The organism is Streptomyces sp. NPDC031445, from assembly GCF_055581365.1.
The window spans coordinates 724,255-747,671 of sequence record NZ_JBVIJO010000002.1; the positions used below are offsets into that span (position 1 = coordinate 724,255).

A 23,417-nucleotide genomic window follows, 5' to 3' on the forward strand; every position below is an offset into this window, starting at 1 on the left:
CGCCGGCGCAAGAGGCCCCCGTGGCCGCCCGCGCCGGGTTGTGAGGAGGAGCCCGGGGCTACACCTGCACCAGCGGCTGCCGGGTGAACAAGGTGCCGAGGGCCGGTGCGTTCACCCGGCGGTCCGCGAGCCTCAGCCCCTCCCAGACCGTGACCTGGCTGGCGGTGAGCACCGGCTTGGACAGGGCCTTCTCCAGGAGGGAGAGGTGGGCGGCCGTGTGCAGGGCCGTGTCCGGCAGCAGGACGGCCTCCGCGCCGGCGGCGTCCGCCGCGCGTGCCAGCGTCAGCACGTCCTCCTCGCCCCAGCCGCCGGCCTCCGCCGCCGTGACGGTCCCCGAGGACCGGGTGCCGGCCACCTCCAGGCCGCCGGCCCGCAGGAACTGCGCGAACAGCGCGGTGACGTCCTCGGGGTAGGTCGCGGCGACGGCGACCCGCCGTACGCCGATCTCCCGGGCCGCGTGCACGAAGGCGAACGCCGTCGAGGAGGCCGGCATCCCGGCCACCCGGGCCAGGTCGCGCACCTGCTGCTGGGCGCCCTCCCAGCCGTGCACGAAGCTGCCGCTGGTGCACGCCCACACCACCGTCTCCGCGCCGGCCAGCCGCAGCCCCTCCATGCCCTGGGCGAGCCGGTCGGCGGAGCCCAGCTCGCGCAGCGTGTCCACCCGGTGCGCGTCCTCACCGATGTCGGTGTGGACCAGTTCCACCCGGATGTCGCTGCCCAGGAGCTGCTCGATGCGTGGATAGTCGTCCTCGGCGAAGTGGCCCGGGTAGAGGAAACCGAGTGCGGTCATGTCCAGCCTTCCTGCGTCTCTGCGGGCAGTACGGGCCGTGCGCGGGCAGCCGCGTCGAGCGGCGGCCGACCAGGCCCCACGGTCCGGGTACCCAATCGGCGCGGCGCAGCCCACATCGTGCCCCCGGTGGGCAAGGCAGGGTGGGTCCGCCCGTGTTGACGACGGTGGGCCGGGGTGCGAGCGTGGTCCATCCGCGCGCTGTCAGCGCATGTCAGACGCCGGGAGCCGCCCCGCATGACGCCGACCGTCCCGACCGTTCTCGTCCTCGACGCCGATCCGCCGCCCCGGCTCGGCCGTCTCACCGGCCGCGCCCGGATCGTGCGCACGGACGCGGCGCACCTGGCCGAGCGGCTGCCCGGCGCGGACGTGCTGCTGGTGTGGGACTTCACCTCGCACGCGGTGCGGCGGGCGTGGCCCGGCGAGGGGCCCCGGCCACGCTGGGTGCACACCGCGAGCGCGGGCGTGGACCATCTGATGTGCCCGGAGCTGGCCGCGTCGGACACGGTGGTGACGAACGCGCGCGGGATCTTCGACCAGCCGATCGCCGAGTACGTGGCGGCCCTGGTGCTGGCTGCCGCCAAGGACCTGCCGCGCACCCTGGAGCTCCAGCGGGAGCGGGTCTGGCGGCACCGGGAGACCCGGCGGGTGGCGGGCACGCGCGCGTGCGTGGTCGGCTCGGGCCCGATCGGCCGGGCGATCGTCCGGACGCTGAAGGCGCTGGGGGTGACGACGGCCCTGGTCGGGCGGGTGCCGCGCATCGGCGTGCACGGCCCGGACGACCTGGACCGGCTGATCTCCCGCGCGGACTGGGTGATCGCGGCGGCTCCGCTGACCGAGCAGACGTACCGCATGTTCGACGCGCACCGGTTCGGCGTGATGCAGCCCTCGGCGTTCTTCGTGAACGTCGGCCGGGGTGACCTGGTCGACGAGGAGGCCCTCGCCCGCGCGCTGGCCCGGCGCTGGATCGCGGGCGCGGCCCTGGACGTGTTCACGACCGAACCGCTGCCCGGGGACAGCCCGTTGTGGGGGCTGCCGGGGCTGGTCGTGTCCCCGCACATGAGCGGGGACACGGTCGGCTGGCGGGACGAACTGGGCGCGCAGTTCGTGGAGTTGTACGAGCGGTGGGCGGCGGGCAGATCCCTGCCGAACGTGGTCGACAAGACGCGTGGTTACGTGCCCGGCCACTGAACACCCGGCGTGCGGTGGGCCGGAGGGCGTGCCACCGGCCAGGGAAACCGGGGCGCATAGCCTGATTCCGCTTGGGTAGCCGCGCCGCCATGGCTCCACCACTTGGCAACGACGTGCACACCCTCCGGCCGGAACACGGACACACCCGGCGCTCGGTACTCGCGGGTCTCGCCGCCCTCGGCGCGCTGGGCGCGGCGGGCTGCACCCGGGTGGCGTCGGCGTCCGGGAAGACCGGCGGCGACCTGCTGGACCGGCTGCGCGCGCAGGGTGTCGTACGGCTCGGGATCGCCGGGGAGATCCCCTTCGGGTACATCGACAGGAACGGCGAGCTGACCGGGGAGGCGCCGGAGCTGGCGAAGGCGGTCTTCAGGCGGCTCGGCGTGGACCGGGTGCAGCCGGTGCCGACGGAGTTCGGCTCGCTGATCCCCGGACTGAAGTCGCAGCAGTTCGACGTGGTGGCCGCGGGCATGTACGTCACCCCGGACCGCTGCGAGCAGGTGATCTTCGCGGACCCGGACTACCGGATGCCGGACGCCTTCGTCGTCCGCAAGGGCAACCCGCTGGGCCTGCGCACCTACGCGGACGCGCTGCGCAAGCACGCCAAGGCGGCCACCGGCACCGGGTACGCGCAGATCCAGCACGCCGTGGAGGCGGGCTACCAGGAGAACGACCTCGTCATCGTGCCGGACCAGGTCGCCGGACTGAACGCGGTGGAGTCGGGGCGGGTCGACCTGTTCGCGGCCACCGCCGTCACCGCCCGGCTCGTCGCCCGGGGCTCCGCCAAGGCCGAGTCGACCGAGCCGTTCGTCGCGCTCGTCGACGGGAGACCGAAGGTGGACGGCGGCGCGTTCGCGTTCCGGCCGGAGGAGACCCGGCTGCGCGACGCCTTCAACACCGAGCTGCGCAAGCTGCGCCGCAGCGGTGAGCTGTACCGGATCGTGCGGCCCTTCGGCTTCACCAAGGCCGAGATGACGACCCTGACCGCGAAGGAGTTGTGCGGCTGATGACTGCGGGACTCTGGGAACTCGTCCTCCGGGGCACGGGCACCACGCTCCAGTTGCTGGTCTACAGCGCGCTGCTCGCCACCGCGGTGTCGTTCGCCGCCGGTGCCGCCCGTACCCACCGGTCGCGGCTCGTCCGCTTCGTCGCGGCGTTCTACACCGAGGTGTTCCGCGGCGTCTCGGCGCTGGTGATGATCTTCTGGGTGTTCTTCGTGCTGCCGGTGGCGTTCGGCTGGCAGCTGGTGCCGATGTGGGCGGGCACGCTCGCGCTGGGCCTGACCTACGGCGCGTACGGCGCGGAGATCGTGCGCGGCGGCCTCGCGGCGGTGGACCCGGCCCAGCGGGAGGGCGGGATCGCGCTCGGCTTCTCGCCCTGGCAGCGGCTGCGGCTGATCCTGCTGCCGCAGGCGGTGCCGGAGATGATCCCGTCCTTCTCCAACCTGCTGGTCGAGCTGCTCAAGGGCACCGCGCTGGTGTCCATCACGGGCATGGGCGACCTGGCCTTCAGCGGCAACCTGGTCCGCCTCGCCCTCCAGCAGAGCGGCCGGATCTACGCGTACCTGCTGCTGATCTACTTCGTGATCGCGTTCCTGCTCACCCGTGGGATGCGCGGTCTTGAGCGCCGGCTGAAGGCGGAGGTGGCCCGATGACCTGGGACTGGGGAGCGGTCGCCGATTTCCTGCCGTACTTCTGGAAGGGCCTGGTCGTCACCCTGGAGGCGCTGGCCCTGGGGTCGCTGATCTCGTTCGCGCTGGGGCTGGTGTGGACGCTGCTGCTGCGGACGCCGACCCGGTGGGTGCGCTGGCCGGTGGGGGTCCTCACGGAGTTCGTGCGGGACACCCCGCTGCTGGTGCAGCTCTTCTTCCTGTTCTACGTGCTGCCCGAGACGGGTGTGACGCTGTCCCCGCTGACCACCGGGGTCCTCGGGCTCGGGCTGCACTACTCGACGTACACGATGCAGGTCTACCGGGCCGGCATCGAGGCGGTGCCGGCGGGCCAGTGGGAGGCCGCGACGGCGCTCAGCCTGCCGGTGCGGCGGACCTGGACGGCGGTGGTGCTGCCGCAGGCCGTCCGCCGGGTGGTGCCGCCGCTCGGCAACTACGTCATCGCGATGCTGAAGGACACGCCGATGCTGATGACCATCGGCGTGCTGGAGATGCTGGGCCGGGCGCGGCTCGTCTCCCAGCAGCACTTCCAGTTCACCGAGCCCCTGACGGTGATCGGGGTCGCCTTCATCGTCGTCTCCTACCTGGCCTCCCTTTGTCTGCGCACCCTGGAGCGACGCCTTGTCCGTTGAGACCCGCAAGCAGCCGGCCGTGACCGGCACCCTGCCGACCGAGCTGATCCGTCTGGAGGGCGTGACCAAGCGGTTCGGGGACAACACCGTCCTCGACGGCCTCGACCTGTCCGTGGACGCGGGCCGGCACGTCACCCTGATCGGCCCGTCCGGCTCCGGCAAGACGACGATCCTCAGACTGCTGATGACCCTCGCGAAGCCGGACGAGGGCACGATCACCGTGGACGGGCAGCGGCTGTTCCCGGCGCCGGAGAAACAGGTCCGGGAGGTCCGCAAGAAGATCGGGATGGTGTTCCAGCAGTTCAACCTGTTCCCGAACATGTCGGTGCTGCGGAACCTCACCGAGGCGCCGGTCCGGGTGCTCGGCCTGTCCAGGGACGAGGCCGAGGCGCGGGCCCGGGAGCTGCTGGACCTGGTGGGCCTGGCCGACAAGTGCGACGCGAAGCCGACCCGGCTGTCCGGCGGGCAGCAGCAGCGGGTGGCGATCGCCCGGGCGCTGGCGATGCGGCCCCGCGTGCTCCTGCTGGACGAGGTGACCTCCGCGCTCGACCCCGAGCTGGTCGCGGGCGTGCTCGACCTGCTGCGGGACATCGCGCGCAGCACGGACATCACGATGCTGTGCGTGACGCACGAGATGGGTTTCGCCCGGGACATCTCCGACCAGGTACTGATGTTCGACGCGGGCCGGGTCATCGAGGCGGGACCGCCGGAGAAGATCTTCGGCGACCCGGAGCGGGAGCGCACGCGGGAGTTCGTCAGCGCGGTGCTGTGAAGCGTCGCCGCTGTTCCGCCGTGGGCCGGCCCCGCGCGGGGCCGGCCCACGGCGGAACAGCCGAGGTCCATGCAATGGGACATGACCCTGGCATATGCCAACGGATGTTCGCCCCGGTTGGCGGCCCGCACGCGGGGGGCGCAATCTCGCAACCCCCTCTCCCCCGTGCCGCTTTGACGGCTATCGTGGAGACGATCCGCCGACCCGGGTCGTGGCCGAGGGGGAACGACATGAGGATCGAGCCGACCGCCCCGTACCACTCCGCACAGGACGCGCTGCGTGTCCTGGAGACCGTGGCCCGGCACCCCGCCGGCGCCACCGACACCGAACTGGCCCGCCGCACCGGCCTCGGCACCGAGCGGCTCACCGCCCTGCTGCGGATGCTGCGCCGGGAGGGGTACGTCGAACAGATCACCGACGGGGCCTACGTCACCGGCGACACCCTGCGCCGGATCACCTCGGCGCACGACCGGGAACGGGCCCTGCGCGAGAAGCTCCAGCTCACCCTGGACCGGCTGCGCGACTCGGTCGGCGCGGCCGTCTACCTCAGCCGGTACCTCGACGGCGAGGTCCGGGTCACCCAGTACGCCGCCGGGCCGGCCGCCCCGGCGGTGAACGAGTGGGTGGACTTCCGCTACTCCGCCCACGCCACCGCCGTGGGCAAGAGCCTGCTGACCCAGCTGGACCACAACGCCCGCCGTGATCACCTCTCCCGGCACAAGATGGCCCGCCTCACCTCGCGCACCATCACCAGCGACAAGCTGCTGCTGTCCCGGCTGGAGTCGCAGCCGCCGACGGTGCCGGTGCTCGATCTCCAGGAGTACGCGGTCGGCACGGTCTGCGCGGCCGTACCGCTCACCGCGGGCTCCACGGTCGGCTGCCTGGCCGTCTCGCTCCCGCTGGAGCACGCGCACCGGCTGAAGCGGGCGGCGGAGACACTGAACCGGAACGCGGCTCCGGTGGTCCTGTCGCTGACCATCTGAGGGGCGCACGGGTGGTCACGAGCACCCCGCGGGACCAGGTAGTATTTTCTTTGTCGCCGGCCGCGGGGAGCAGAACCCGAGGCAGGCGGGAGTCACGCGCCGCTAGCTCAGTTGGTTAGAGCAGCTGACTCTTAATCAGCGGGTCCGGGGTTCGAGTCCCTGGCGGCGCACGTGATCGAAGGCCCCTCGCGGAAGCGGGGGGCCTTCGGCGTCCGGGCGTGGAAGGCTACGGCAGCATGCCGGCGGACTCGGAGAACATCATGTGGGCCACGGCCATGAAGCCGACGCAGAAGGCGCCGGCCACGCCGAGGAAGACCAGTCCGGCACCGGTGCCGACGGCGAGCCTGCCGCGTGCCGGGGGCAGCGCGGTGGCGCGCCCGGGAAGCTCCGGCAGGTAGCGCACGGTCACGACGTCGCCCTCCAGGACGGTCGTGGGGCCGTCCTCCTCCTCGAAGCGGACGGTGCGGCCCTCCCGGGTGGTGAACTCGTAGACGTGGTGCACGGTCGTGCGCACGGAGGTGTCCCCGCCGCCCCCGCTGGTCGTCGTGAACATCCGCAGGCAGCGCGCCTCGGCGGTCAGGCCGTGCGCCCACGTCCTGCTGATCCGTCGAGCGCGGCGGACCAGCAGGTACGCGGCGGACCCGATGCCCGCGAGCATGAGGGCCGGAACGGCGTAGAAGAGTGACTCGAACATGAGGTTCCCCCGAGGAAGGTCCGCCGCTGCCGGTCGAGCGGTGTGGCGGGAACCTACCCGGCGCGCGGGGCGCCGGGCCTCAGGGGAACCTCAGTTTCCGTCCCGTGACGGAGCGGGGATCAGAAGGTGACGTCGGAGCAGGCGTAGAACGCGTTGCCCGTGTCGGCGATCGTCCACACCGCGAGGATGACGTGGTGTCCGCTCAGGCCGGTCGGCAGGGTGCCGCTGTGGCTGAGGGTGGCCGGCGGGCGCTGGCCGTTGTAGGGCACCGTCAGGAACGGGGTGAGGTTGAGGTCCGAGCGGGAGAGGTTGTGGTCCTGGTTCCAGCCCGGCTTGGTGACGTAGTACTTGAAGTCCGTCGTGGCGTGCATGGCGGTGAACTGCCAGCGGAACGTGTACGACTGGCCGCCCGTCACCTTGGTGGTGGGCCAGGCGGCGCCGGACGGCGTCCTGGGCGCGCTGAGCGGGGCGAACTGGCTCAGGCCCGCGTTGCAGAGCTGGCCGTCGGCGGGACCGCCGGCCGGGAAGCCCTTGGGGCCCTCGACGCTCTGCGGTTCCCACTGGATCTGGCCGCAGTTCGCCACGGTGCCGTTCTGGCAGAGCTTCTGCCTGCTGATGGGGAGGTCGGTGTAGCCGTGCCCGCTGGCGCCGCCGGTGGAGAGCGCGAACGCTCCGGCGGTCACCGCGCCCAGCACGACCGCGGACAACTTGGTCTTGGTGCGCATGCTGCCGCTCCTGGAGAACGTGGGGAGTTCGATGAGCCGTGCAGAGTAGGTCTAGACCAAGCCTCAGATTATTGCCGCCAGTTGAACATGTCCATACCAATCGCAGACTGGTCGCGCGCCCGCCGCCCACCGGCTCACCACGCCCGCCCTACACCGGCTCGCCGCGCCCCGAGCAGAACGCCACCGTCAGGTCACGGACCAGCACCTTGCGCTCGTAGTCGTCCAGTTCGACCAGACCGCGCACGGTCAGCCGGGTCACCGTGTCCTCCACCGAGTCCACCACCGAGCTGAGCATGCTGGCCCGCTGCCGGGCGTCCAGGGCGGCGATCCGCCGCCGGTGCACCGCCCCGGCCACCTCGGGCGCGTACTCCACCCGGACCGGCCGCACCGCGAACACCTCCACGCCGATCGGCGCCGTCTCCGCCGCCACCAGCCGGGTCAGCGCGGCCCCGGCCGCCGTCGCCCCGCCCCGCGTCCCGCCCGCCGGCTCCACCGGCACCCGGGCCAGCGCGGCCTCCACGCACTCCCGCAGGTACGTCTCGTGGTCGTCGATGCCGAGCAGGGCCCGCGCGGTGTCCCGCACCCGCCACACCACCAGCACCACCACCCGCAGCGCCATCCCGTCGGGGTCCGCCGCCGGCATCGCCTCGCTGCGCCAGTGCCGCAGCCGCACGTCCACCCGGCGGCGCGGCACCAGCGGGTTCACCCACAGCAGCCCGGTGCGCCGGACCGTCCCCCGGTACCGCCCGAACAGCCCCAGCACCCAGGCCCGCCCGGTCCGTCCCCGGGTCAGCCCGCCGAAGCCGAACGCCCCGAACAGCCCGGCCCCGGCATAGGCGGCCCACTGCGCGGGGCCGAGACCGCCGCCCGGATCCGCCGGCAGGCCCAGTGCCCGCGCGGCGAGCGGCGGGAACAGCCCCGCCCACCAGGTGGTGGCCAGGCAGCCGGTGACCCCGCAGACCCCGGCGAGCACCCCGGCCGCCCCGGGCAGCACCCGCGCCGGGCGTTCCGCCAGCTCCGGGTCGACCTCCGGCAGCGGCCGTCTGCGCGCCGGGGCCGGGCGCCTGAGCCGGGGCTGTTCGCCCGTGCCCTGCCGGCGGGCCACCACGGCCGGCCGGAGCGGCACCTTCACCGGGTCGGACTCGTCCCGGAAGAGCAGGTGGACGGGGATCTCGGTGGTGGCCTCGTTCCGGATCAGGCGGGCCGGCCGGGTGCCGGGGCCGGCGGCCGCGCCCTGCGACTGCCCCCCGGACTCGGGCGGCGTGTGGGATGTGGTCGTACTCATGCGTGCTCCAGCCTCCGCGCCAGACGCGTCATGAACAGGGGGTGGGGTGCCGGGCCGGTCAGGCGAACAGGCGGCGCCACGTCTCCGGGCCCGGGTAGCCGTCCGCCGCACCGCCCCGCCAGCCCTGGGCTCGCTGGAAGGCCTCGACGGCGCGCCGGTCCGCCTCGCCCCAGTGCGGGCCCGGACCGTGGGCGTAGAACCGGCCGAACCCCTTCTTCACCAGCTGGGCGCCGAGCCGGGTGACGTGGTCGTTGCTCCGGCCCGGCCGGAAGTAGGCGCGGCCCGGGTAGCCGGGCACCCCGTGCGAGGCGGGGGCGGCGACCGGGGACGCGATGTCCTTGCCCCGGCCCGTGCTCAGCAGCTCCCAGGTGCGCCGGCCGGGGATCCCGTCGGCGTCCGCGCCGCTCCAGCCCTGGGCCCGCTGGAACGCCTCGGTGGCGCGCCGGTCCGCCGCGTCCCAGACCGGCCCCGGCCCCTTGGCGTAGTAGGACGCCCCGCCCCGGGCGATCAGCATCCGGCCGAGCAGGGTGACGTACGCGTTGTCGGCGCCGGGGCCGAAGTAGGCCGCGCCCGGATAGGCCACCGCCGCCTTCCCGCCGGGCGCCGGCCCGGCGGCGGCCCCGGCCTTCGTCACGCCCTTGTAGCGGTAGGGGACGTACTTGTCGGTGTTGCTCCAGTACGGGTAGGGGGTGGTCTGGCTGCGGGTGCGCGGGGGCGTCTGCTCGTAGACCGTGTAGGAGGTGTGCGTGCTGTCCTTCCAGCCGCCGAAGATCACGACGTGGGAGCCCTTCTCGGGGTTGTCGGGATTGTGGTAGAGCAGGATGTCGCCGGGTTGCAGCTCCTCCTTCTTGATCTTGACGCCGAACTGGCCGAGGCTGCCGGTCCACTCGTTGTTCGGCAGCCCCCAGGCCATGGAGACGTAGCCCGAGCAGTCCTGCCGGTAACCGTCGGACCAGAAGTCAGCCATGCTGTACGGCACCTTGGCGGCCACCCAGACCTTGGCCCGGTTGATGATCTGGGTCCGGGTGGTGGCGGGCACCGGGACGGCGTCCGGCTCCGCGGGCCTGCCCGCCCGGCCGTGCAGGGGGGCCCTGGCGCCCTGCGGGGTGTCGGGCACGCCGTCGCCGGGCAGGGCCTGGTGGTGCGGGGAGTGGCCGGGGGTGACGGCGGCGGCGGGCGTGACCGTGCCGAGCGCGGCGGACGCGGCGGCCACGACGACGACTCCGCGGGCCGCCGGACGGGCGCGGGTGAACAGGGAGCGGGGAGTCGGCCGGCGCCCGTGGACGCAGCCGGGGCAGTCACAGTCGCTCGCTGGGTCGATCTCCTCGAACAGCGGAGCGGTCATGCGATCTGCCTCACATTCGGGCGTGATGTGTCCGCGAGTGTGCACGTTGATCAGTTTCCCAACTGGGTACGGAACGCGCATTCTGACGGTCCGAACGATGTACGCGATCCCCCCGCGTGGCTGTCACGCCATCTCCCGGTGGTCGGAAGCACCCCCACGGGTCGGGTAGAGTTTTCTCCGTCAGCAGGCGCCGCTAGCTCAGTTGGTTAGAGCAGCTGACTCTTAATCAGCGGGTCCGGGGTTCGAGTCCCTGGCGGCGCACCGACCGGAAGGCCCCTCGCGGAAGCGGGGGGCCTTCCGCATGTCCGCGCGACACGCATGGCCGGATACCCTCTGGCCATGGCAGCCCGGGACCTTCAGGAGCGGATCAAGAAGCTGATCGTGGACGAGCGGCTGCCCTCGGGTGCTCCGCTGCCCACCGAGCCGGAGCTGATGCGGCTGCTCGGGGCGAGCCGGAACTCCGTGCGGGAGGCGCTGAAGGCGCTCCAGGCGATGGGCATCGTGGAGATCCGGCACGGCTTCGGGACGTACGTCGGCTCCATGTCGTTCGCGCCGATGATCGAGGGCCTGGCCTTCCGCACCGTCGCCGGCCACTACCGCGGCGAGGACTCCCTGCTCCAGCTGCTGGAGCTGCGCGAGGCCGTCGAGACCGGGCTGGTGTCCCGGCTGGCCGGGCGGCTGCCGGAGGCGGACCTCGTGGAGCTCGACGCGCTCGTGGAGCGCATGGAACGGGAGGCCGCCGAGGGGACCGGGCTCGGCGAGACGGACCGCGCCTTTCACGCCACCCTCTACCGGGGACTCGACAACGTGCTGCTCGGCGAGGTGCTGGAGGCGTTCTGGGACGCCTTCCACCGGGTGCAGCGGGATTTGGTGGACGTGCCGCAGGACCCCCGGGTCACCTGCCGCCAGCACCGGGAGATCCTGGACGCGGTGCGCTCCGGCGACTCCCTGCGGGCGGAGCGGGCCATACGGGACCACTTCGGCAACATCCGCAGCCGGCTGTCCCCGCTGGCCGCGCCCCGGTGATGACCGTGGAGAGATGCGCCGACACCACGACGTTCGCCGTGCAACTGCCGCTGACCCGGTCCCAGGAGCCGCCGCAGGTGATCAGCGGACGGGGCCGGTCCTGGCGGACCGCCTCGGCGACAGCACCAGCCGGCTCCCCGCCGGACGCTCAACCGGCCGTCCCCGTCAGATACGCCGACACCACGACGTTCGCCGTGTAACTGCCGCTCGCCCGGTCGAAGGAACCGCCGCAGGTGATCGGCGGACGGGGCCGGTCCTGGCGGACCGCCTCGGCGACAGCACCAGCCGGCTCCCCGCCGCACGCTCAACCGGCCGTCCCCGTCAGATACGCCGACACCACGACGTTCGCCGTGTAACTGCCGCTCGCCCGGTCGAAGGAACCGCCGCAGGTGATCAGGCGGAGCTCGGCACGGCCCGGCACACGGGGGCCGTAGGCCAGCCGGGCGTCGAAGCCGTCCCGGGGCAGCACGCGGACGTCGTCGACGGTGAACTCGGCGACCTTGCCGTCCGCGCGGAACACCCGGACCCGCTCACCGGGCCGGGCGGTGCTGAGCCGGTAGAAGACGGCGGGCCGGGTCTCGGTGTCGACGTGTCCGACCAGCAGGGCCGCCCCGGCGGCACCCGGCACGGGTCCGGCGCCGTACCAGCCGACCACGCCGGGCTGGTCGTAGGGCGGCGGGTCGATCGCGCCGCGCGCGTCCAGACCGCGGGCCACCACCGGGGCCTGGACGCCCAGCCGGGGGATGTCGACGCGCTGGGGCACCGCGTCGGCCAGCGGTTGCGCGGCGCGCGGCAGCCGGGCGGGGCCGGTGGCACGGCCGGGGGCGAGGACGTCACCCGTGACGGGGCCGTCCGTGCCCCGCGGGACGTCGCTCACGCCGCACCCCCACAGCCACAGCCCGAACAGCAGCAGCGCCCAGGTCAGGCCGGTGACGAGCCGTCCGGTGCCGCTGGTGTGCCCCTGGTCGTCGGACATGGCGCCGCTCAGTGGGTGCCGCGGCTCCGGCGGGCGCGCAGCCCGACGGCGACCGCGGCGATCCCGGCGAGCGCCAGCCCGGTCGCCGCCTGGACGGCGTCGGGGCCGGAGCCGCTGGTGGCCACCGTGGCGAAGTGGGTGGTCCCGCCGCCGCCCGCGGGGACCGGGGCGATCGGCGAGGGGGACTGGGCGGGCAGCCGGATGGGCTCTTCCCGCCGGTCGGCCGCGCCGCCCGGCCGCGCGACCGTGACGCTGCCGGTGAGCACGGTGCCGGCGCAGGAGACCTTCACGGTGTAGGCGCCCGGCTCCAGGGTGGACCGGACGCGGGTCTCGCCGCTCAGGCCGCCCTGGTCGCCGGTCAGCCGGGCATCGGCGACGAAGGCGGACGAGGCGGCGCTGCCCTGCCGGCCGGAGCAGCCGCTGACCCGAAGGGTGACGTCGTCGCCCGGTGCCGGGCCGGCCGGGGTCACGGTGACCGGGCCGCCGTCCGCCGCGTGGGCCGACGGGGCGACGACGGCGACGACGGCGAGGGCGGCCGCGGGGAAAGCTGTACAGAACGTGAGGCGTAGTGAGCCCATCGTGAACCTCCAGTTATCAGGAGGCTCCCCCGCCCCGGGCGCCTCCGCATCCTCGGAAGGCGCCGGATTGCTCCGAACGGGTGAGGCCGTGTTTCGGCCGGGTCAGACCAGGTCGACCAGGTCCGCGATGGAGGCGACGACCTCGGACGGGCGGAACGGGTAGCGGTCCACGTCGTTCGGCTGGGTCACGCCGCTGAGCACCAGGAACGTACGCATCCCGGCCTCCAGGCCGGCGAGCACGTCGGTGTCCATCCGGTCGCCGATCATCGCCGAGGTCTCGGAGTGGGCGCCGATCGCGTTCAGCCCGGCCCGCATCATCAGCGGGTTGGGCTTGCCGACGAAGTACGGCTTCTTGCCGGTCGCGGCGGTGATCAGGGCGGCGACCGAGCCGGTGGCGGGCAGGTCGCCCTCGGTGGACGGGCCGACGTTGTCGGGGTTGGTGGCGATGAACCGGGCGCCGTCGTTGATCAGCCGGACGGCCTTGGTCAGTGCCTCGAAGGAGTAGGTGCGGGTCTCGCCGAGGATCACGAAGTCGGGGTCGTGGTCCGTGAGGATGTAACCGATGTCGTGCAGCGCGGTGGTGAGACCGGCCTCGCCGATGACGTAGGCGCTGCCGCCGGGCCGCTGGTCGTTCAGGAACTGGGCGGTGGCGAGGGCCGACGTCCAGATGTTCTCCACCGGCACGTCCAGGCCCATGCGCCGCAGCCGGGCGTGCAGGTCACGGGCGGTGTAGATGGAGTTGTTGGTGAGCACCAGGAAGGGCCGGCCGGACTCGCGCAGCTTTTTCAGGAAGGCGTCGGCTCCCGGGATCGGGACACCCTCGTGGATCAGGACGCCGTCCATGTCGGTGAGCCATGACTCTATGGGCTTGCGGTCTGCCATGCTGTGCGTCTCCTGGCGTACGTACGGTCGGGGAACGGGGCGCCGGAACCACGGCGTACCGACGCCCCCAGCCTAGTCAGCGCCTGCCCGTCCTGACCCCGTCGATCACCTGGTACCCACTGGTCAGGGGGCTCGCCCCGGCGCGGTGACGGTCGAGGGCCGGGGAGCACAGGGTCACGTCCACGACGACCGGCACGGCGACGGCGGTGAGCCAACCCCCGACCGGTACAGGCCGGCACCCGCACCGACGCCCCGGACACCTCCCCGCCCCCGCCCAGGACGCGGCGGGGGCGGGGCTCGTCAGCGACGGCCCCGGGCCACGAGGTGCGCGGTCGCGCCCACGGCCACCAGCGCGGCGACGGCCGTGAGCAGGCCGTGGGCGAGCCCCGGACCGGTGCGGGCCAGCTCGCGCGCCCGTTCCCCGGCCGCCTCGTCCTGCGCGAGGGGCAGGGAGGCGTCCGGGGCGTGGGGGCCGGTGCCGGAGGCGCTGGACGCGGCGGGGACGGCGGAAGCGGCCGGTGCCGTGCCGCCGCCGGACGGGGCGGTCGGCAGGGCCCCGGCGTCCCGGCTCGCGCCGCCGGACGGCGCGGTCGGCAGGGCCCCGGCGTCCCGGCTCGCGCCGCCGGACGGCGCGGTCGGCAGGCCCTCGCCCGTCCGCGTGCCGGCGGTCGCCCCCACCCCCTGCGACTCCGGGGAGTCCTTCTGCGCGGCCTCCTGGGCGTCCTCCAGGGAGCCCTCCGGGATGTCCGTCGCCTCCTCGCCGATCCCGAAGCGGTAGGCGTTGGACTGCCCGACCCAGTCGCCGTCCTGGCCCCGCCGCTGCACGACGGCCGCGTTGGCGGTGACCTGGTCGGGTGCGGTGTCGGAGGTGAGTGCGAGCCGGACCCGGACGCTGACGGTCCGGCCGGGCGGCACGGTGAAGCCGCCGAACCCGGCGCCGTCCAGCACCCCGACCAGTTCCTGCTCGTCGGTGGTCTCGAAGGTCACGGGCCGGGCCCGGGGGCCGTCGTAGAACTCCAGCCGGGGCTGCCCCGGCCGCAGGGCGCGCTTGTCGTCGACGAGGACCACGACCGGGTGGATGTCGGCGCAGGTCCGGCGGGTGGTGTTGGTGAGGTCGATGTACCAGGTGCCGTACCCGCCGCCGGCCTCGTAGGACGTGGGCCCGCCCCGGATCCGGGTGGCCAGCGGGAAGGCCCGCGCGTCGGCGGCGACGCACGAGGGGGTCGTACCGGCGGACGCGGCGTGCGCCGACGCGGGGACGGCGGCGGGCACGACGACGGCGGCGGCTGCGGAGAGGCAGAGGGACAGGGACGTGCACAGTCGCATGAACACATGACCATGCCGGGTGGGGCCGGGGTTCCGGCCGAGCCACACCGGACCCGGGCGCGAAGTCCGCCCGCCCGGCGCAGCGGCACGGCCCCGGACGAGACCGGCCAGGACCCGCGCCCCGCACCTCGACCGCAGCGGCACCCGCACCCGCCCGTGGGCGCGTGCGTCAGTCCTCCCCCCGCCCGAACAGCGGTGCCAGCAGCAGTTGGGCGGCGCCCTCGGCCACGATCCGCTCCCCGCGCGGAGCCACCCGTACCGGCACCGCGTCCCCGCCCGTGCCCTCCCGCCGGGCCCGGGCCCCGAGCACCTCTCCGACCCCGCTCACGTAGGTCTCCGGGGCCCCGGCGACGGTCCGGCCGCCCAGCAGCACCACGTCGATGTCCAGCAGCCCGACCAGGTTCCCGGCCGCCACCCCCAGCACCCGCGCCGCCTCGGCCACCTCGCCCCGCGCCACGGCCGCGAGGCACAGAGCCTCCACGCAGCCCCGGTCCCCGCACTCGCACACCGGTCCGTCCAGCTGGACCACCTGGTGCCCGAACTCCCCGGCCCCGGTCCGCGCCCCCCGGTGCACGCTGCCGTCGATCACCAGCCCGGCCCCGAGCCCGGTGCCGAGGTGCAGATAGGCGAAGGACCGGCCCGCCGCGCCCTCCTCGCCCCCGACGGCCAGTCCGAGCGCCGCCGCGTTGGTGTCCTTGTCCACCACCACCGGCACCCCGAGCCGCTCCGCGAGCGCGTCCCGCAGCGGGAAGCCGTCCCACTCGGGGAACCCGGTGACCCGGTGCAGAACCCCCCGCACATGGTCCAAGGGGCCCGGCAGCGCGACTCCTACACCCAGCAAGGAGCCCAGCAAGGACCCCACCGAGGCGAGCCCGCCGCCGGCACTCGTATCCCCGCCCCCGCACTCGGCACCGGCACCAGCACCGGCACCGGCACCCGGCCCCGCACCCGCCTCCCCGACGACCCCCCGGACCGCCTCGCCCACCGCCCCCAGGACGGCCTCGGCCCCCGCGCCGAGGTCCAGTTCGCCGCGCCGCTCCCCCACCACGGCGCCGTCCAGGTCCACCAGCACCACCCGGAGCTCGTCGCGGTCCAGGTGGACCCCGACCGCGTGGCCCGCCTCCGGTACCAGCCGCAGTACGGTCCTCGGCTTGCCCCCGGTCGACGCCCGGCGCCCGGCCTCCGCCGCGAGCCCCTGCGCCCGCAGCCGCGCGGTGATCTTGCTGACGGCCTGCGGGGTCAGCCCGGTGCGCTCGGCCAGCTCCAGCCGGCTGATGCCCTCGGCCCCGGCGTCCCGCAGCAGCCCCAGCACCAGCGCGGTGTTGTGACTGCGCAGCGCCCCCAGGTTCGCGCCCGCCACCCCGCCGTTCACCGGCCCCGCCGTCGTCGCCGTCCTCACCCGCTTCACACCCCCATTGTCCCCGCCGCTTGCACTTCCGCAACACTGTTGCCAAAGTGGAGGCATGACTGCTACCCCCCTCCGCGTCGGTCTGATCGGCTACGGCCTCGCCGGCTCGGTCTTCCACGCCCCGCTGATCGCCGCCACCGAGGGCCTCGCCCTGGACACCGTGGTCACCTCCCAGCCGGAGCGGCAGCAGCAGGCCCGCGCCGAGTTCCCGGACGTGCGGATCGCCGCCACCCCCGAGGAGCTGTTCGGCCGCGCGGACGAGCTGGACCTGATCGTCGTCGCCTCCCCGAACAAGACGCATGTCCCGCTGGCCACCACCGCCCTCGAGGCGGGTCTGCCGGTGGTCGTGGACAAGCCGGTCGCCGGTACGGCGGCCGAGGCCCGCGAGCTGGCCGCCCTCGCCGAGGAGCGCGGCCTGCTGCTCTCCGTCTTCCAGAACCGCCGCTGGGACAACGACTTCCTGACCCTCCGGCGGCTCCTCGCCGACGGCGAACTCGGCGACGCCTGGCGCTTCGAGTCCCGCTTCGAACGCTGGCGCCCCCAGCTGAAGGGCGGCTGGCGCGAGTCCGGCGACCCGGCAGAGATCGGAGGTCTGCTCTACGACCTCGGCAGCCACGTGGTCGACCAGGCCCTGGTCCTGTTCGGCCCGGTCACCGAGGTCTACGCCGAGTCGGACGTCCGCCGCCCCGGCGCCGAGGCCGACGACGACACCTTCATCGCGCTCACCCACGCGAGCGGCGTCCGCTCCCACCTCTACGTCTCGGCGACGACCGCCCAGCTCGGCCCCCGCTTCCGGGTGCTGGGCTCCCGCGCGGGCTACGTCAAGTACGGCCTGGACCCCCAGGAAGCGGCCCTGCGCGAGGGCAGCCGCCCCGGCGGCACCCCCGACTGGGGCGCCGAGGACGAGTCCCTGTGGGGCCGGGTAGGTGCCGGCGAGTCCCCGCTGAGCGGCGGCGGCACCCCCGTACCGACCCTGCCCGGCGACTATCCCGCGTACTACGCCGCCGTCGCCGCCGCCCTGCGCGGCGCCGGCCCCAACCCGGTGACCGCCCTGGAGGCGGCCGCCGCGCTCGACGTACTGGAGGCGGCCCGCAGGTCCGCCCGCGACAAGGTGACGGTGACCCTCTGATGCAGCACCCGCGGACCACCCCGGGGACGACGCCCGAACTCACGCCGAGCCTGGAGGAGCTGGAGGCCCAGGAACGCCGGCTGGTCTTCCGGCGGTTCACCCACGAGGACGCCTGGGCGCTCGGCTCCCTCCTGGTGGAGCTGGCCCGGGAGCGCCAGGCACCGGTCGCCATCGACATCCACCGCGCCGGCCAGCAGCTCTTCCACGCCGCGCTGCCGGGCTCCGCCCCGGACAACGACGCCTGGATCGCCCGCAAGCGACGGGTGGTGGAGCGCTACGGCGCCGCCTCCTACCTGGTCGGCGCCCGCTTCCGCGCCAAGGGGACGACGTTCGAGGAGTCCTCCCGTCTCGACCCGGACGTGTACGCGGCCCACGGCGGCTCCTTCCCGGTCAGGGTCGAGGGCGTGGGCGTGATCGGCGCGGTGACCGTCTCCGGACTGCCCCAGCTTCAGGACCACCGGTTCGTGGTGGAGGCGCTGGAGGAGTTCCTGGGCCGTTCGGCCGACTGAGCGAACGGCGGGAATCCGGCGGGGACGCCCTCCGGTTGGCAGGAAGCGAGGCCGTGGGATCACGGCGCGGACCACCACCGGAGGGCTCACACCCGATGACCGCTTCACTGAAGGAGACCGTCGGCCGCCACGGCGTCTGGAGCGTCGAGCTGCGCTCGGAGGACGCGTCACGGCGCGGGGAACTGGACGAGGCCGCCGCCGAGCTGGAGGAACTCGGGTACGGCGCGATCTGGCTGGGCGGCAACAGCACCGTCGACCACGCGGTCCCGCTCATCGGCGCCACCCGGCGGGTCGTCGTCGGCACCAGCATCCAGAGCGTGTGGCAGCGGGACGCCTCGACGACGGCGGCCGGCTTCGCCGAGGTGGAGGCGGCCCATCCCGGCCGCTTCGCGCTGGGCCTCGGCGTGAGCCACAGCGCGCTGGCGAAGGACTACCGCCGCCCGTACGCGGCCATGGTCGGCTACCTCGACGAGCTGGACGCGGCGGGCGTACCCGCCGACCGCCGCCTGCTCGCCGCGCTGGGCCCGAAGATGCTGAGGCTGTCCGGGGACCGCGCGGCCGGCGCGGTCCCCTACCTGGTCACGCCCGAGCACACCGCGCGGGCGCGGGAGATCCTGGGCGACGGACCGCTGCTGGCGCCGGAGCTGAAGGTGGTCCTGGAGACCGACCCGGCCCGTGCCCGGGAGACGGCCCGCGCCTACCTGGCCCCCTACCTGGAGTTCCCCAACTACACCGGCAACTTCCTCCGCCTGGGCTTCACCGAGGACGACATCGCCGACGGCGGCAGCGACCGTCTCGTCGACGCGGTCTTCGCCTGGGGCGACGAGGCCCGCGTCCGCGAGCGCGTCACCGCCTTCCACGAGGCGGGCGCGGACCACGTGGCCCTCCAGGTGGTCCGGGCGGACGCGGGCGACTCCCTCCCGAGGACGGAATGGCGCACCCTCGCCACCCTGCTGGCGTAGGCCGCCGGGCGCCAGGGGCAAGGGGGGCGGGGCCGTGACCGGCACAGAGCCACACGGCCCCGCCCCGCGGACGTGACCGGCGTACGACGGCTCCCCGGCTCCCGGCGCCCCCGGCTTCCCGGCTCCGGCCCCAACCCCCAGCTCCCAACCCGGAAACCCAGCGGAGCGTCTACGCGTTCTTCAGTTCCTGCCGCTGCCGCCCGAGTCCCGCGATCTCCAGTTCCACCACGTCCCCGCCGCGGAGGTACGGCTTGGGCTCGGGGTGCCCCATGGCCACCCCCGCCGGCGTCCCCGTGTTGATGACGTCGCCGGGGTACAGCGTCATGAACCGGCTGAGGTACCGCACGACCTCCCCCACCGGGAAGATCTGCTCGGCCGTCGTACCGTCCTGCTTCAACTCGCCGTTCACCCACAGCCTCAGCGACAGCCCCTGCGGGTCCGGGACCTCGTCGGCCGTCACCAGCCACGGGCCGAGCGGGTTGAACGTCTCGCAGTTCTTGCCCTTGTCCCAGGTGCCGCCCCGTTCGATCTGGAACTCCCGCTCGGAGACGTCGTGCGCGACCGCGTACCCGGCGACGTGCGCGAGCGCCTCCTCGGCCGAGTCCAGGTAGCGGGCCGTACGGCCGATGACGACGGCGAGTTCGACCTCCCAGTCGGTCTTCTCCGAGCCCCGCGGCACCAGCACCGTGTCGTTGGGCCCGACAACCGTGTCCGGCGCCTTCATGAAGACCACCGGCTCGGCGGGCGGCTCGGCGCCCGTCTCGCGGGCGTGGTCGTGGTAGTTGAGCCCGATGCACACGATCTTGCCGATGCGGCCGAGCGGGGGCCCGATCCGCAGTCCGTCGGCGTCCAGCGCGGGCAGTTCACCGGTCCCGGCCGCGGCCCGGATCCGGCCCAGCGCGGCGTCGTCGGCGAGGAGCGCGCCGTCGATGTCGTCCACGAGGCCCGACAGGTCCCGCAGGGTCCCCCCGGCGTCGAGCAGCGCGGGTCGCTCCGCCCCTGCCGTACCGACTCGCAGCAGCTTCATGGTCACCATCTCCCTCGATCGGCGGCGCCCGGCCGATGGGTGCAGCCATCGGAGGACTGGCTGATCCTCCAATCAGACCGTCCAGTCCACAAGACCCTGTTCACGTACTGGACCGTCATCACGGCCACAGGGGGCTCGGCCGGTCACCGGGACAACAGGAACTGTTCCGCCGCGCTCCAGGCCGTGCTGGTGACGACATACAGCGCGGCGGCGAGCGGGACGACCGCCACGGTGACGAGCGTGAAGAAGGACAGGAACGGCACGGCCCGGCCGACCGCGCCGAGCCCGGGCACCTCGCCCCCGGCGCCGGCCGGCGCGGGCTGTCCGGCCGACGTGCGCCTGGCGCGCCGGAAGTTGGCGGTGGCGACGGCCGCGGCGACGGCGAAGAGGCCGAGGTAGACCAGCCCGGCCGGGCCGAACACCCCGCCGTCCGCCAGCGCGTCGGCCCAGTGTCCGCCGAGCGGGGCCGTGAACAGGCGGTGTCCGAGCAGGCCGTTGGGCTCGCCGCCGATCGTGGTGCTGGAGAAGAGGTGGTAGAGCAGGAAGAACGCGGGCACCTGGAGCAGGCTGGGCAGGCAGCCGGAGAGCGGGGAGACCTTCTCCTCGGCGTGCAGGTCCAGGATCGCTCGCTGGAGTCGCTGCGGGTCCTTGGCGTGCTTCTCGCGCAGTGCGGCGATTCCCGGCCGGAGTGCGGCGCGGGCGCGCCGGCCGCGGGCGGCGGCCCGGGACAGCGGGTGGACGAGGAGCCGTACGAGCGCGGTGAACAGGACGATCGCGGCGGCTGCCGCGGAGGCGTGGAAGAGCGGGGCCAGCAGGTCGGCCAGGTGCTCGACCAGGCGCGCGAAAACGGACATGGGTGAGCCCTCCGGGGGTCTCGTCGTGCCGGGAGGGACCGGGAGCAGCCGGTCCGGTGGGGTGATCGGCAGGACGACCCGCGCGGGGTCACGTACTGACGTGGGTGAGGACGTGCCCTACGCGGCGGTCGCCGGACGGGCGTGTCCGGGGGCGCGGGGCCGGCGGCGGCCGGGCGCGTCGGGATCGCGCTGGGGCAGGAAGGCCGTACGGCGGGCGCGGTCGCGTATCGCCGTGCGGACGCGCGTGGGCGCTGCGGCGGGCACGCCGCGCGCGGCCGGCAGGGCGCAGACGGCGAGCGCGACGGCCGCGGCGACGGTCGCGGCGAGGGCGACGGCGGTGCCGAGGCCGCCGGTGCCGAGCAGCGTGGCCTGGAGCAGCAGCAGGTGCACGAGGAGCAGCAGGTGGGCGAGGGGACGCGCGGCGGCGACACGGCCGGACATCGGCACTCCCCCCTCCGCGGCACTCGTCTTGTGCGAACCGGTCGTCAGTATGCCGGTTGCGGCGGCTCGGTCTCCAGGGGCTCCAGCAGCCGCTTGGGCCGCAGCAGCGCCCTGCTGACCGGGTCCGCCGGCGCGGAGTCGAGTTCCGGCCCCGGCACCATGACAACGTCCGCGACCGGCACGACGGTTCCGCACGCCGCGCACGTCCCGAACGGTTCGACCTCCCCGCCGCAGTCCGCGTGCCGGAAGAGCCGCAGCCGGTGGGCGTCGACGTGCTCGCGCCCCCAGTGGCCGAGGGCGCGCAGCACGGGCCACAGGGCGGCGCCGCGCTCGGTGACGACGTACTCGTCCCGGGGCGGGCTCTCCTGGTACCGGCGCTTCACGAGGATCCCCTCCTCGGTGAGCGTGCGGAGCCGGGCCGAGAGGACGGCACGCGGGATGCCGAGATGGACCAGGAAGTCGTTGTAGCGCCGGACGCCGTAGATCGCGTCGCGGACGACGAGCAGCGTCCACCGCTCGCCGACGACCTCCAGCGCGCGGGCGATCGAGCACTCCTGCGTCACGTAGTCCTTGCCCAGAGCCATGCCCTCCACTGTAACCACTGGCCGGATATGGGTTCAGTCAACGAACCTACGGTGCTACGGTGACGGAAAGGGGGTCGGTTCAACGACCGAACCGCAAGGACCGGACCCGACGGACCGGGCCGGCCCCGACGACCGGACCCGATGGACACGCCCGATGACCGGACCCGATGACCTCACGACAGGACAGGCCATGCCCCGGCTCGACTCCGCCACCTCCCCCGCCGCCCTGCGCCGGACCAGTCCCCGGGACGCCCCGGCACGCCCCCGCGCCACCCTGGCCCTGACCAGCGCCGCCACCGCCGTGGCCCTCATGACGTACACGGCCCCGATGGTCACGCTGCCGGCCACCGCCGCCGCCCTGCACACCCCGCTGTCCGCCCAGGCCTGGCTGCTCAACGGCGCCCCCCTCGGCCTCGCCGCCCTCCTCCTGGTGGCCGGCAGCCTCGCCGACGACCACGGCCGCCGCCGCGTCTTCCTCGCCGGCACCCTGGCCCTCGGCCTCACCACCGCACTGGGCGCCTTCACGACGTCGACCTGGCAGTTCACCCTGGCCCGCGTCGCCCAGGGCGCGGCCAGCGCGGCCCTGCTGGCCAGCGCCCTCGGCCTGATCGTGCACGCCTTCCCCAGCCCGCGCGGCCGGCTGCACGCCACCGGGGTGTGGGGCGCCTTCGTCAGCGGCGGCATCGCCGCGGGCCCGCTGCTCGCGAGCGCGCTGCCGAGCTGGCGGGTGGCCTACGGCGTCCTGGGCGCCGCCGCCCTCGTCGTGGCCGCGCTCGGCACCCGCGCCCTGGCCGAGTCGCGCGCCCCGCGCGGCGGCCGGCCGGACGCCCTCGGCGCGCTCACCTTCGGGCTGGCGCTGGTGGCCCTGGTCGCGGCCCTGACGCTGGGCCGGGACGGCTGGCTGCGCGCGCCGGTCGGGCTGCTGTTCGCCGCGGCCGTCGTCCTGGTCGTCGTGTTCGTCGCGGTGGAGCACCGGACCGCCACCCCGATGATCGACCTCGGACTGCTGCGCCACGCCCGTTTCCTGGCCTCCTCGGCGGGCGGCCTGTTCACCGGGCTGGCCGTGATCGGCCTGTTCAGCTTCCTGCCGGCGCTGCTCCAGCAGTCGCTCGGGCTCTCCCCGGCGGCCACGGCCGGACTGTTCCTGCTCTGGTCGGGGCTGAGCTTCGTCGTCGCCCTCCAGGTCAAGCACCTGGCCGGTCGCGTCCCCGCCCGCACCCAGCTCGCCCTGGGCTTCGGCCTGCACACGATCGCCATGATCACGATGCTCGGCGCCGTCGGCTCCGGCTCCTGGACCCGGCTGCTGCCCGGCCTGATCGTCGGCGGCCTCGGCAGCGGCCTGCTCAACGGCGCGCTGCCGCTGCTCGCCGTCGATTCGGTGCCGCCGCAGCGGGCCGCCATGGGCTCCGGCGCCCAGCAGACCTTCCGCTACGTCGGCTCCTGCGCCGGTGTGGCCCTGACCATCGCCATCGCCACCTCGGCCGGCAGCCTGGCCCGGGGCACGGACATCGCCCTGCTGGTGTCGGCGGGACTGGCGGTGGCCGGCGCGGTGAGCGTGCTGGCACTGCGGGAGCGGGCGTGAGCGGGGCGCGGTGAGCGTGCCGGCACCGCGGAAGCGAGCGTGAACCGGGCGCG

At 74.3% G+C, this 23,417-nt stretch carries 25 protein-coding genes and 2 tRNA genes; 13 read left to right on the forward strand and 14 right to left on the reverse strand.

Going from position 1 to position 23,417, the window contains the following annotated elements:
• Positions 1 to 58: 58 nt before the first annotated feature.
• A complete protein-coding gene (locus tag ACZ5DC_RS09430) occupies positions 59 to 790 on the reverse strand; it encodes a maleate cis-trans isomerase family protein (RefSeq protein WP_468650989.1) in 732 nt (243 codons plus the stop codon).
• A 234-nt stretch (positions 791 to 1,024) separates the two neighbouring features.
• On the opposite strand from ACZ5DC_RS09430, the gene ACZ5DC_RS09435 reads away from it, so the two are divergent.
• The 7 genes from ACZ5DC_RS09435 (at position 1,025) to ACZ5DC_RS09465 (ending at position 6,201) form a co-directional block, all read left to right on the forward strand.
• Positions 1,025 to 1,978, forward strand: a complete 954-nt coding sequence (locus ACZ5DC_RS09435) for a D-2-hydroxyacid dehydrogenase (protein WP_468650991.1) — start codon at positions 1,025 to 1,027, stop codon at positions 1,976 to 1,978.
• 89 nt (positions 1,979 to 2,067) lie between these two features.
• Positions 2,068 to 2,982 carry an ectoine/hydroxyectoine ABC transporter substrate-binding protein EhuB gene (gene ehuB / locus ACZ5DC_RS09440; protein ID WP_468650993.1) on the forward strand — a complete coding sequence of 305 codons (915 nt, stop codon included), beginning with the start codon at positions 2,068 to 2,070 and terminating at the stop codon, positions 2,980 to 2,982.
• A complete protein-coding gene (gene ehuC / locus ACZ5DC_RS09445) occupies positions 2,982 to 3,629 on the forward strand; it encodes an ectoine/hydroxyectoine ABC transporter permease subunit EhuC (RefSeq protein ID WP_468650995.1) in 648 nt (215 codons plus the stop codon). The genes ehuB and ehuC overlap by 1 nt, the downstream gene beginning before the upstream one ends.
• Positions 3,626 to 4,276, forward strand: coding sequence for an ectoine/hydroxyectoine ABC transporter permease subunit EhuD (ehuD, locus tag ACZ5DC_RS09450; RefSeq protein WP_366750385.1), 651 nt, complete (start codon positions 3,626 to 3,628; stop codon positions 4,274 to 4,276). The genes ehuC and ehuD overlap by 4 nt, the downstream gene beginning before the upstream one ends.
• Positions 4,266 to 5,048: an ectoine/hydroxyectoine ABC transporter ATP-binding protein EhuA gene (gene ehuA / locus ACZ5DC_RS09455; RefSeq protein ID WP_468650997.1), complete on the forward strand. Its 783-nt coding sequence runs from the start codon at positions 4,266 to 4,268 to the stop codon at positions 5,046 to 5,048. The genes ehuD and ehuA overlap by 11 nt, the downstream gene beginning before the upstream one ends.
• A gap of 230 nt (positions 5,049 to 5,278) precedes the next feature.
• Positions 5,279 to 6,031, forward strand: coding sequence for an IclR family transcriptional regulator (locus ACZ5DC_RS09460; RefSeq protein ID WP_366750383.1), 753 nt, complete (start codon positions 5,279 to 5,281; stop codon positions 6,029 to 6,031).
• A gap of 96 nt (positions 6,032 to 6,127) precedes the next feature.
• A tRNA-Lys gene (locus ACZ5DC_RS09465) sits at positions 6,128 to 6,201 on the forward strand.
• Positions 6,202 to 6,257: 56 nt separating this feature from the next.
• Here ACZ5DC_RS09465 and ACZ5DC_RS09470 read toward each other — a convergent pair.
• From ACZ5DC_RS09470 to ACZ5DC_RS09485, 4 genes are all read right to left on the reverse strand, one after another.
• Positions 6,258 to 6,725 (reverse strand): DUF3592 domain-containing protein, encoded by a 468-nt coding sequence (locus tag ACZ5DC_RS09470; protein WP_468650999.1) that lies wholly within the window; start codon positions 6,723 to 6,725, stop codon positions 6,258 to 6,260.
• A 119-nt stretch (positions 6,726 to 6,844) separates the two neighbouring features.
• Positions 6,845 to 7,450, reverse strand: a complete 606-nt coding sequence (locus ACZ5DC_RS09475) for a lytic polysaccharide monooxygenase auxiliary activity family 9 protein (protein WP_366750381.1) — start codon at positions 7,448 to 7,450, stop codon at positions 6,845 to 6,847.
• Positions 7,451 to 7,598: 148 nt separating this feature from the next.
• On the reverse strand, positions 7,599 to 8,735 hold the full coding sequence (locus tag ACZ5DC_RS09480) for an SPFH domain-containing protein (protein ID WP_468651002.1): 1,137 nt from the start codon (positions 8,733 to 8,735) through the stop codon (positions 7,599 to 7,601).
• A gap of 58 nt (positions 8,736 to 8,793) precedes the next feature.
• Positions 8,794 to 10,080 carry a peptidoglycan-binding protein gene (locus tag ACZ5DC_RS09485; protein ID WP_468651004.1) on the reverse strand — a complete coding sequence of 429 codons (1,287 nt, stop codon included), beginning with the start codon at positions 10,078 to 10,080 and terminating at the stop codon, positions 8,794 to 8,796.
• 187 nt (positions 10,081 to 10,267) lie between these two features.
• Between ACZ5DC_RS09485 and ACZ5DC_RS09490 the strand changes: the two genes are divergently transcribed.
• Positions 10,268 to 10,341, forward strand: a tRNA-Lys gene (locus tag ACZ5DC_RS09490).
• Positions 10,342 to 10,419: 78 nt separating this feature from the next.
• A complete protein-coding gene (locus tag ACZ5DC_RS09495) occupies positions 10,420 to 11,106 on the forward strand; it encodes a FadR/GntR family transcriptional regulator (protein ID WP_468651006.1) in 687 nt (228 codons plus the stop codon).
• Between the two features lie 304 nt (positions 11,107 to 11,410).
• On the opposite strand, the gene ACZ5DC_RS09500 is transcribed toward ACZ5DC_RS09495, so the two are convergent.
• The 5 genes from ACZ5DC_RS09500 to ACZ5DC_RS09520 form a co-directional block, all read right to left on the reverse strand.
• The gene (locus tag ACZ5DC_RS09500; RefSeq protein ID WP_468651008.1) at positions 11,411 to 12,082 is read right to left on the reverse strand and encodes a class F sortase; all 672 of its coding nucleotides are present in this window, start codon (positions 12,080 to 12,082) and stop codon (positions 11,411 to 11,413) included.
• An 8-nt stretch (positions 12,083 to 12,090) separates the two neighbouring features.
• A complete protein-coding gene (locus tag ACZ5DC_RS09505; RefSeq protein WP_468651010.1) occupies positions 12,091 to 12,660 on the reverse strand; it encodes a hypothetical protein in 570 nt (189 codons plus the stop codon).
• 102 nt (positions 12,661 to 12,762) lie between these two features.
• The gene (locus ACZ5DC_RS09510; protein WP_468651012.1) at positions 12,763 to 13,542 is read right to left on the reverse strand and encodes an HAD-IIA family hydrolase; all 780 of its coding nucleotides are present in this window, start codon (positions 13,540 to 13,542) and stop codon (positions 12,763 to 12,765) included.
• Positions 13,543 to 13,842: 300 nt separating this feature from the next.
• Positions 13,843 to 14,868: a hypothetical protein gene (locus ACZ5DC_RS09515; protein WP_468651014.1), complete on the reverse strand. Its 1,026-nt coding sequence runs from the start codon at positions 14,866 to 14,868 to the stop codon at positions 13,843 to 13,845.
• A gap of 169 nt (positions 14,869 to 15,037) precedes the next feature.
• Positions 15,038 to 16,276, reverse strand: coding sequence for an ROK family transcriptional regulator (locus ACZ5DC_RS09520; protein ID WP_468651016.1), 1,239 nt, complete (start codon positions 16,274 to 16,276; stop codon positions 15,038 to 15,040).
• 55 nt (positions 16,277 to 16,331) lie between these two features.
• Here ACZ5DC_RS09520 and ACZ5DC_RS09525 point away from each other — a divergent pair, with 55 nt between their 5' ends.
• The 3 genes from ACZ5DC_RS09525 (at position 16,332) to ACZ5DC_RS09535 (ending at position 18,876) form a co-directional block, all read left to right on the forward strand.
• Positions 16,332 to 17,405 (forward strand): Gfo/Idh/MocA family protein, encoded by a 1,074-nt coding sequence (locus tag ACZ5DC_RS09525; protein ID WP_468651018.1) that lies wholly within the window; start codon positions 16,332 to 16,334, stop codon positions 17,403 to 17,405.
• Entirely contained in the window at positions 17,405 to 17,914 is a 510-nt protein-coding gene (locus ACZ5DC_RS09530) for a heme-degrading domain-containing protein (protein WP_468651020.1), read from the forward strand. The genes ACZ5DC_RS09525 and ACZ5DC_RS09530 overlap by 1 nt, the downstream gene beginning before the upstream one ends.
• Before the next feature lie 95 nt (positions 17,915 to 18,009).
• Positions 18,010 to 18,876 carry an LLM class F420-dependent oxidoreductase gene (locus ACZ5DC_RS09535; protein WP_468651022.1) on the forward strand — a complete coding sequence of 289 codons (867 nt, stop codon included), beginning with the start codon at positions 18,010 to 18,012 and terminating at the stop codon, positions 18,874 to 18,876.
• Between the two features lie 169 nt (positions 18,877 to 19,045).
• On the opposite strand, the gene ACZ5DC_RS09540 is transcribed toward ACZ5DC_RS09535, so the two are convergent.
• From ACZ5DC_RS09540 to ACZ5DC_RS09555, 4 genes are all read right to left on the reverse strand, one after another.
• A complete protein-coding gene (locus ACZ5DC_RS09540; RefSeq protein ID WP_366750369.1) occupies positions 19,046 to 19,903 on the reverse strand; it encodes a fumarylacetoacetate hydrolase family protein in 858 nt (285 codons plus the stop codon).
• Between the two features lie 143 nt (positions 19,904 to 20,046).
• Positions 20,047 to 20,757, reverse strand: coding sequence for a YidC/Oxa1 family membrane protein insertase (locus tag ACZ5DC_RS09545; RefSeq protein ID WP_468651025.1), 711 nt, complete (start codon positions 20,755 to 20,757; stop codon positions 20,047 to 20,049).
• Positions 20,758 to 20,874: 117 nt separating this feature from the next.
• Positions 20,875 to 21,198 (reverse strand): DUF6412 domain-containing protein, encoded by a 324-nt coding sequence (locus ACZ5DC_RS09550; RefSeq protein ID WP_468651027.1) that lies wholly within the window; start codon positions 21,196 to 21,198, stop codon positions 20,875 to 20,877.
• Positions 21,199 to 21,242: 44 nt separating this feature from the next.
• The gene (locus tag ACZ5DC_RS09555; protein WP_468651029.1) at positions 21,243 to 21,782 is read right to left on the reverse strand and encodes a winged helix-turn-helix transcriptional regulator; all 540 of its coding nucleotides are present in this window, start codon (positions 21,780 to 21,782) and stop codon (positions 21,243 to 21,245) included.
• A 190-nt stretch (positions 21,783 to 21,972) separates the two neighbouring features.
• On the opposite strand from ACZ5DC_RS09555, the gene ACZ5DC_RS09560 reads away from it, so the two are divergent.
• A complete protein-coding gene (locus ACZ5DC_RS09560; protein ID WP_468651293.1) occupies positions 21,973 to 23,364 on the forward strand; it encodes an MFS transporter in 1,392 nt (463 codons plus the stop codon).
• Positions 23,365 to 23,417 lie beyond the last annotated feature (53 nt).

Bases quoted from the DNA above. Each gene is read 5' to 3' on its own strand.
- ACZ5DC_RS09430 (WP_468650989.1), bottom strand. From the start codon at position 790: ATGACCGCACTCGGTTTCCTCTACCCGGGCCACTTCGCCGAGGACGAC.
- ACZ5DC_RS09435 (WP_468650991.1), top strand. From the start codon at position 1,025: ATGACGCCGACCGTCCCGACCGTTCTCGTCCTCGACGCCGATCCGCCG.
- ehuB (WP_468650993.1), top strand. From the start codon at position 2,068: ATGGCTCCACCACTTGGCAACGACGTGCACACCCTCCGGCCGGAACAC.
- ehuC (WP_468650995.1), top strand. From the start codon at position 2,982: ATGACTGCGGGACTCTGGGAACTCGTCCTCCGGGGCACGGGCACCACG.
- ehuD (WP_366750385.1), top strand. From the start codon at position 3,626: ATGACCTGGGACTGGGGAGCGGTCGCCGATTTCCTGCCGTACTTCTGG.
- ACZ5DC_RS09460 (WP_366750383.1), top strand. From the start codon at position 5,279: ATGAGGATCGAGCCGACCGCCCCGTACCACTCCGCACAGGACGCGCTG.
- ACZ5DC_RS09470 (WP_468650999.1), bottom strand. From the start codon at position 6,725: ATGTTCGAGTCACTCTTCTACGCCGTTCCGGCCCTCATGCTCGCGGGC.
- ACZ5DC_RS09475 (WP_366750381.1), bottom strand. From the start codon at position 7,450: ATGCGCACCAAGACCAAGTTGTCCGCGGTCGTGCTGGGCGCGGTGACC.
- ACZ5DC_RS09480 (WP_468651002.1), bottom strand. From the start codon at position 8,735: ATGAGTACGACCACATCCCACACGCCGCCCGAGTCCGGGGGGCAGTCG.
- ACZ5DC_RS09485 (WP_468651004.1), bottom strand. From the start codon at position 10,080: ATGACCGCTCCGCTGTTCGAGGAGATCGACCCAGCGAGCGACTGTGAC.
- ACZ5DC_RS09495 (WP_468651006.1), top strand. From the start codon at position 10,420: ATGGCAGCCCGGGACCTTCAGGAGCGGATCAAGAAGCTGATCGTGGAC.
- ACZ5DC_RS09500 (WP_468651008.1), bottom strand. From the start codon at position 12,082: ATGTCCGACGACCAGGGGCACACCAGCGGCACCGGACGGCTCGTCACC.
- ACZ5DC_RS09505 (WP_468651010.1), bottom strand. From the start codon at position 12,660: ATGGGCTCACTACGCCTCACGTTCTGTACAGCTTTCCCCGCGGCCGCC.
- ACZ5DC_RS09510 (WP_468651012.1), bottom strand. From the start codon at position 13,542: ATGGCAGACCGCAAGCCCATAGAGTCATGGCTCACCGACATGGACGGC.
- ACZ5DC_RS09515 (WP_468651014.1), bottom strand. From the start codon at position 14,868: ATGCGACTGTGCACGTCCCTGTCCCTCTGCCTCTCCGCAGCCGCCGCC.
- ACZ5DC_RS09525 (WP_468651018.1), top strand. From the start codon at position 16,332: ATGACTGCTACCCCCCTCCGCGTCGGTCTGATCGGCTACGGCCTCGCC.
- ACZ5DC_RS09530 (WP_468651020.1), top strand. From the start codon at position 17,405: ATGCAGCACCCGCGGACCACCCCGGGGACGACGCCCGAACTCACGCCG.
- ACZ5DC_RS09535 (WP_468651022.1), top strand. From the start codon at position 18,010: ATGACCGCTTCACTGAAGGAGACCGTCGGCCGCCACGGCGTCTGGAGC.
- ACZ5DC_RS09540 (WP_366750369.1), bottom strand. From the start codon at position 19,903: ATGAAGCTGCTGCGAGTCGGTACGGCAGGGGCGGAGCGACCCGCGCTG.
- ACZ5DC_RS09545 (WP_468651025.1), bottom strand. From the start codon at position 20,757: ATGTCCGTTTTCGCGCGCCTGGTCGAGCACCTGGCCGACCTGCTGGCC.
- ACZ5DC_RS09550 (WP_468651027.1), bottom strand. From the start codon at position 21,198: ATGTCCGGCCGTGTCGCCGCCGCGCGTCCCCTCGCCCACCTGCTGCTC.
- ACZ5DC_RS09555 (WP_468651029.1), bottom strand. From the start codon at position 21,782: ATGGCTCTGGGCAAGGACTACGTGACGCAGGAGTGCTCGATCGCCCGC.
- ACZ5DC_RS09560 (WP_468651293.1), top strand. From the start codon at position 21,973: ATGCCCCGGCTCGACTCCGCCACCTCCCCCGCCGCCCTGCGCCGGACC.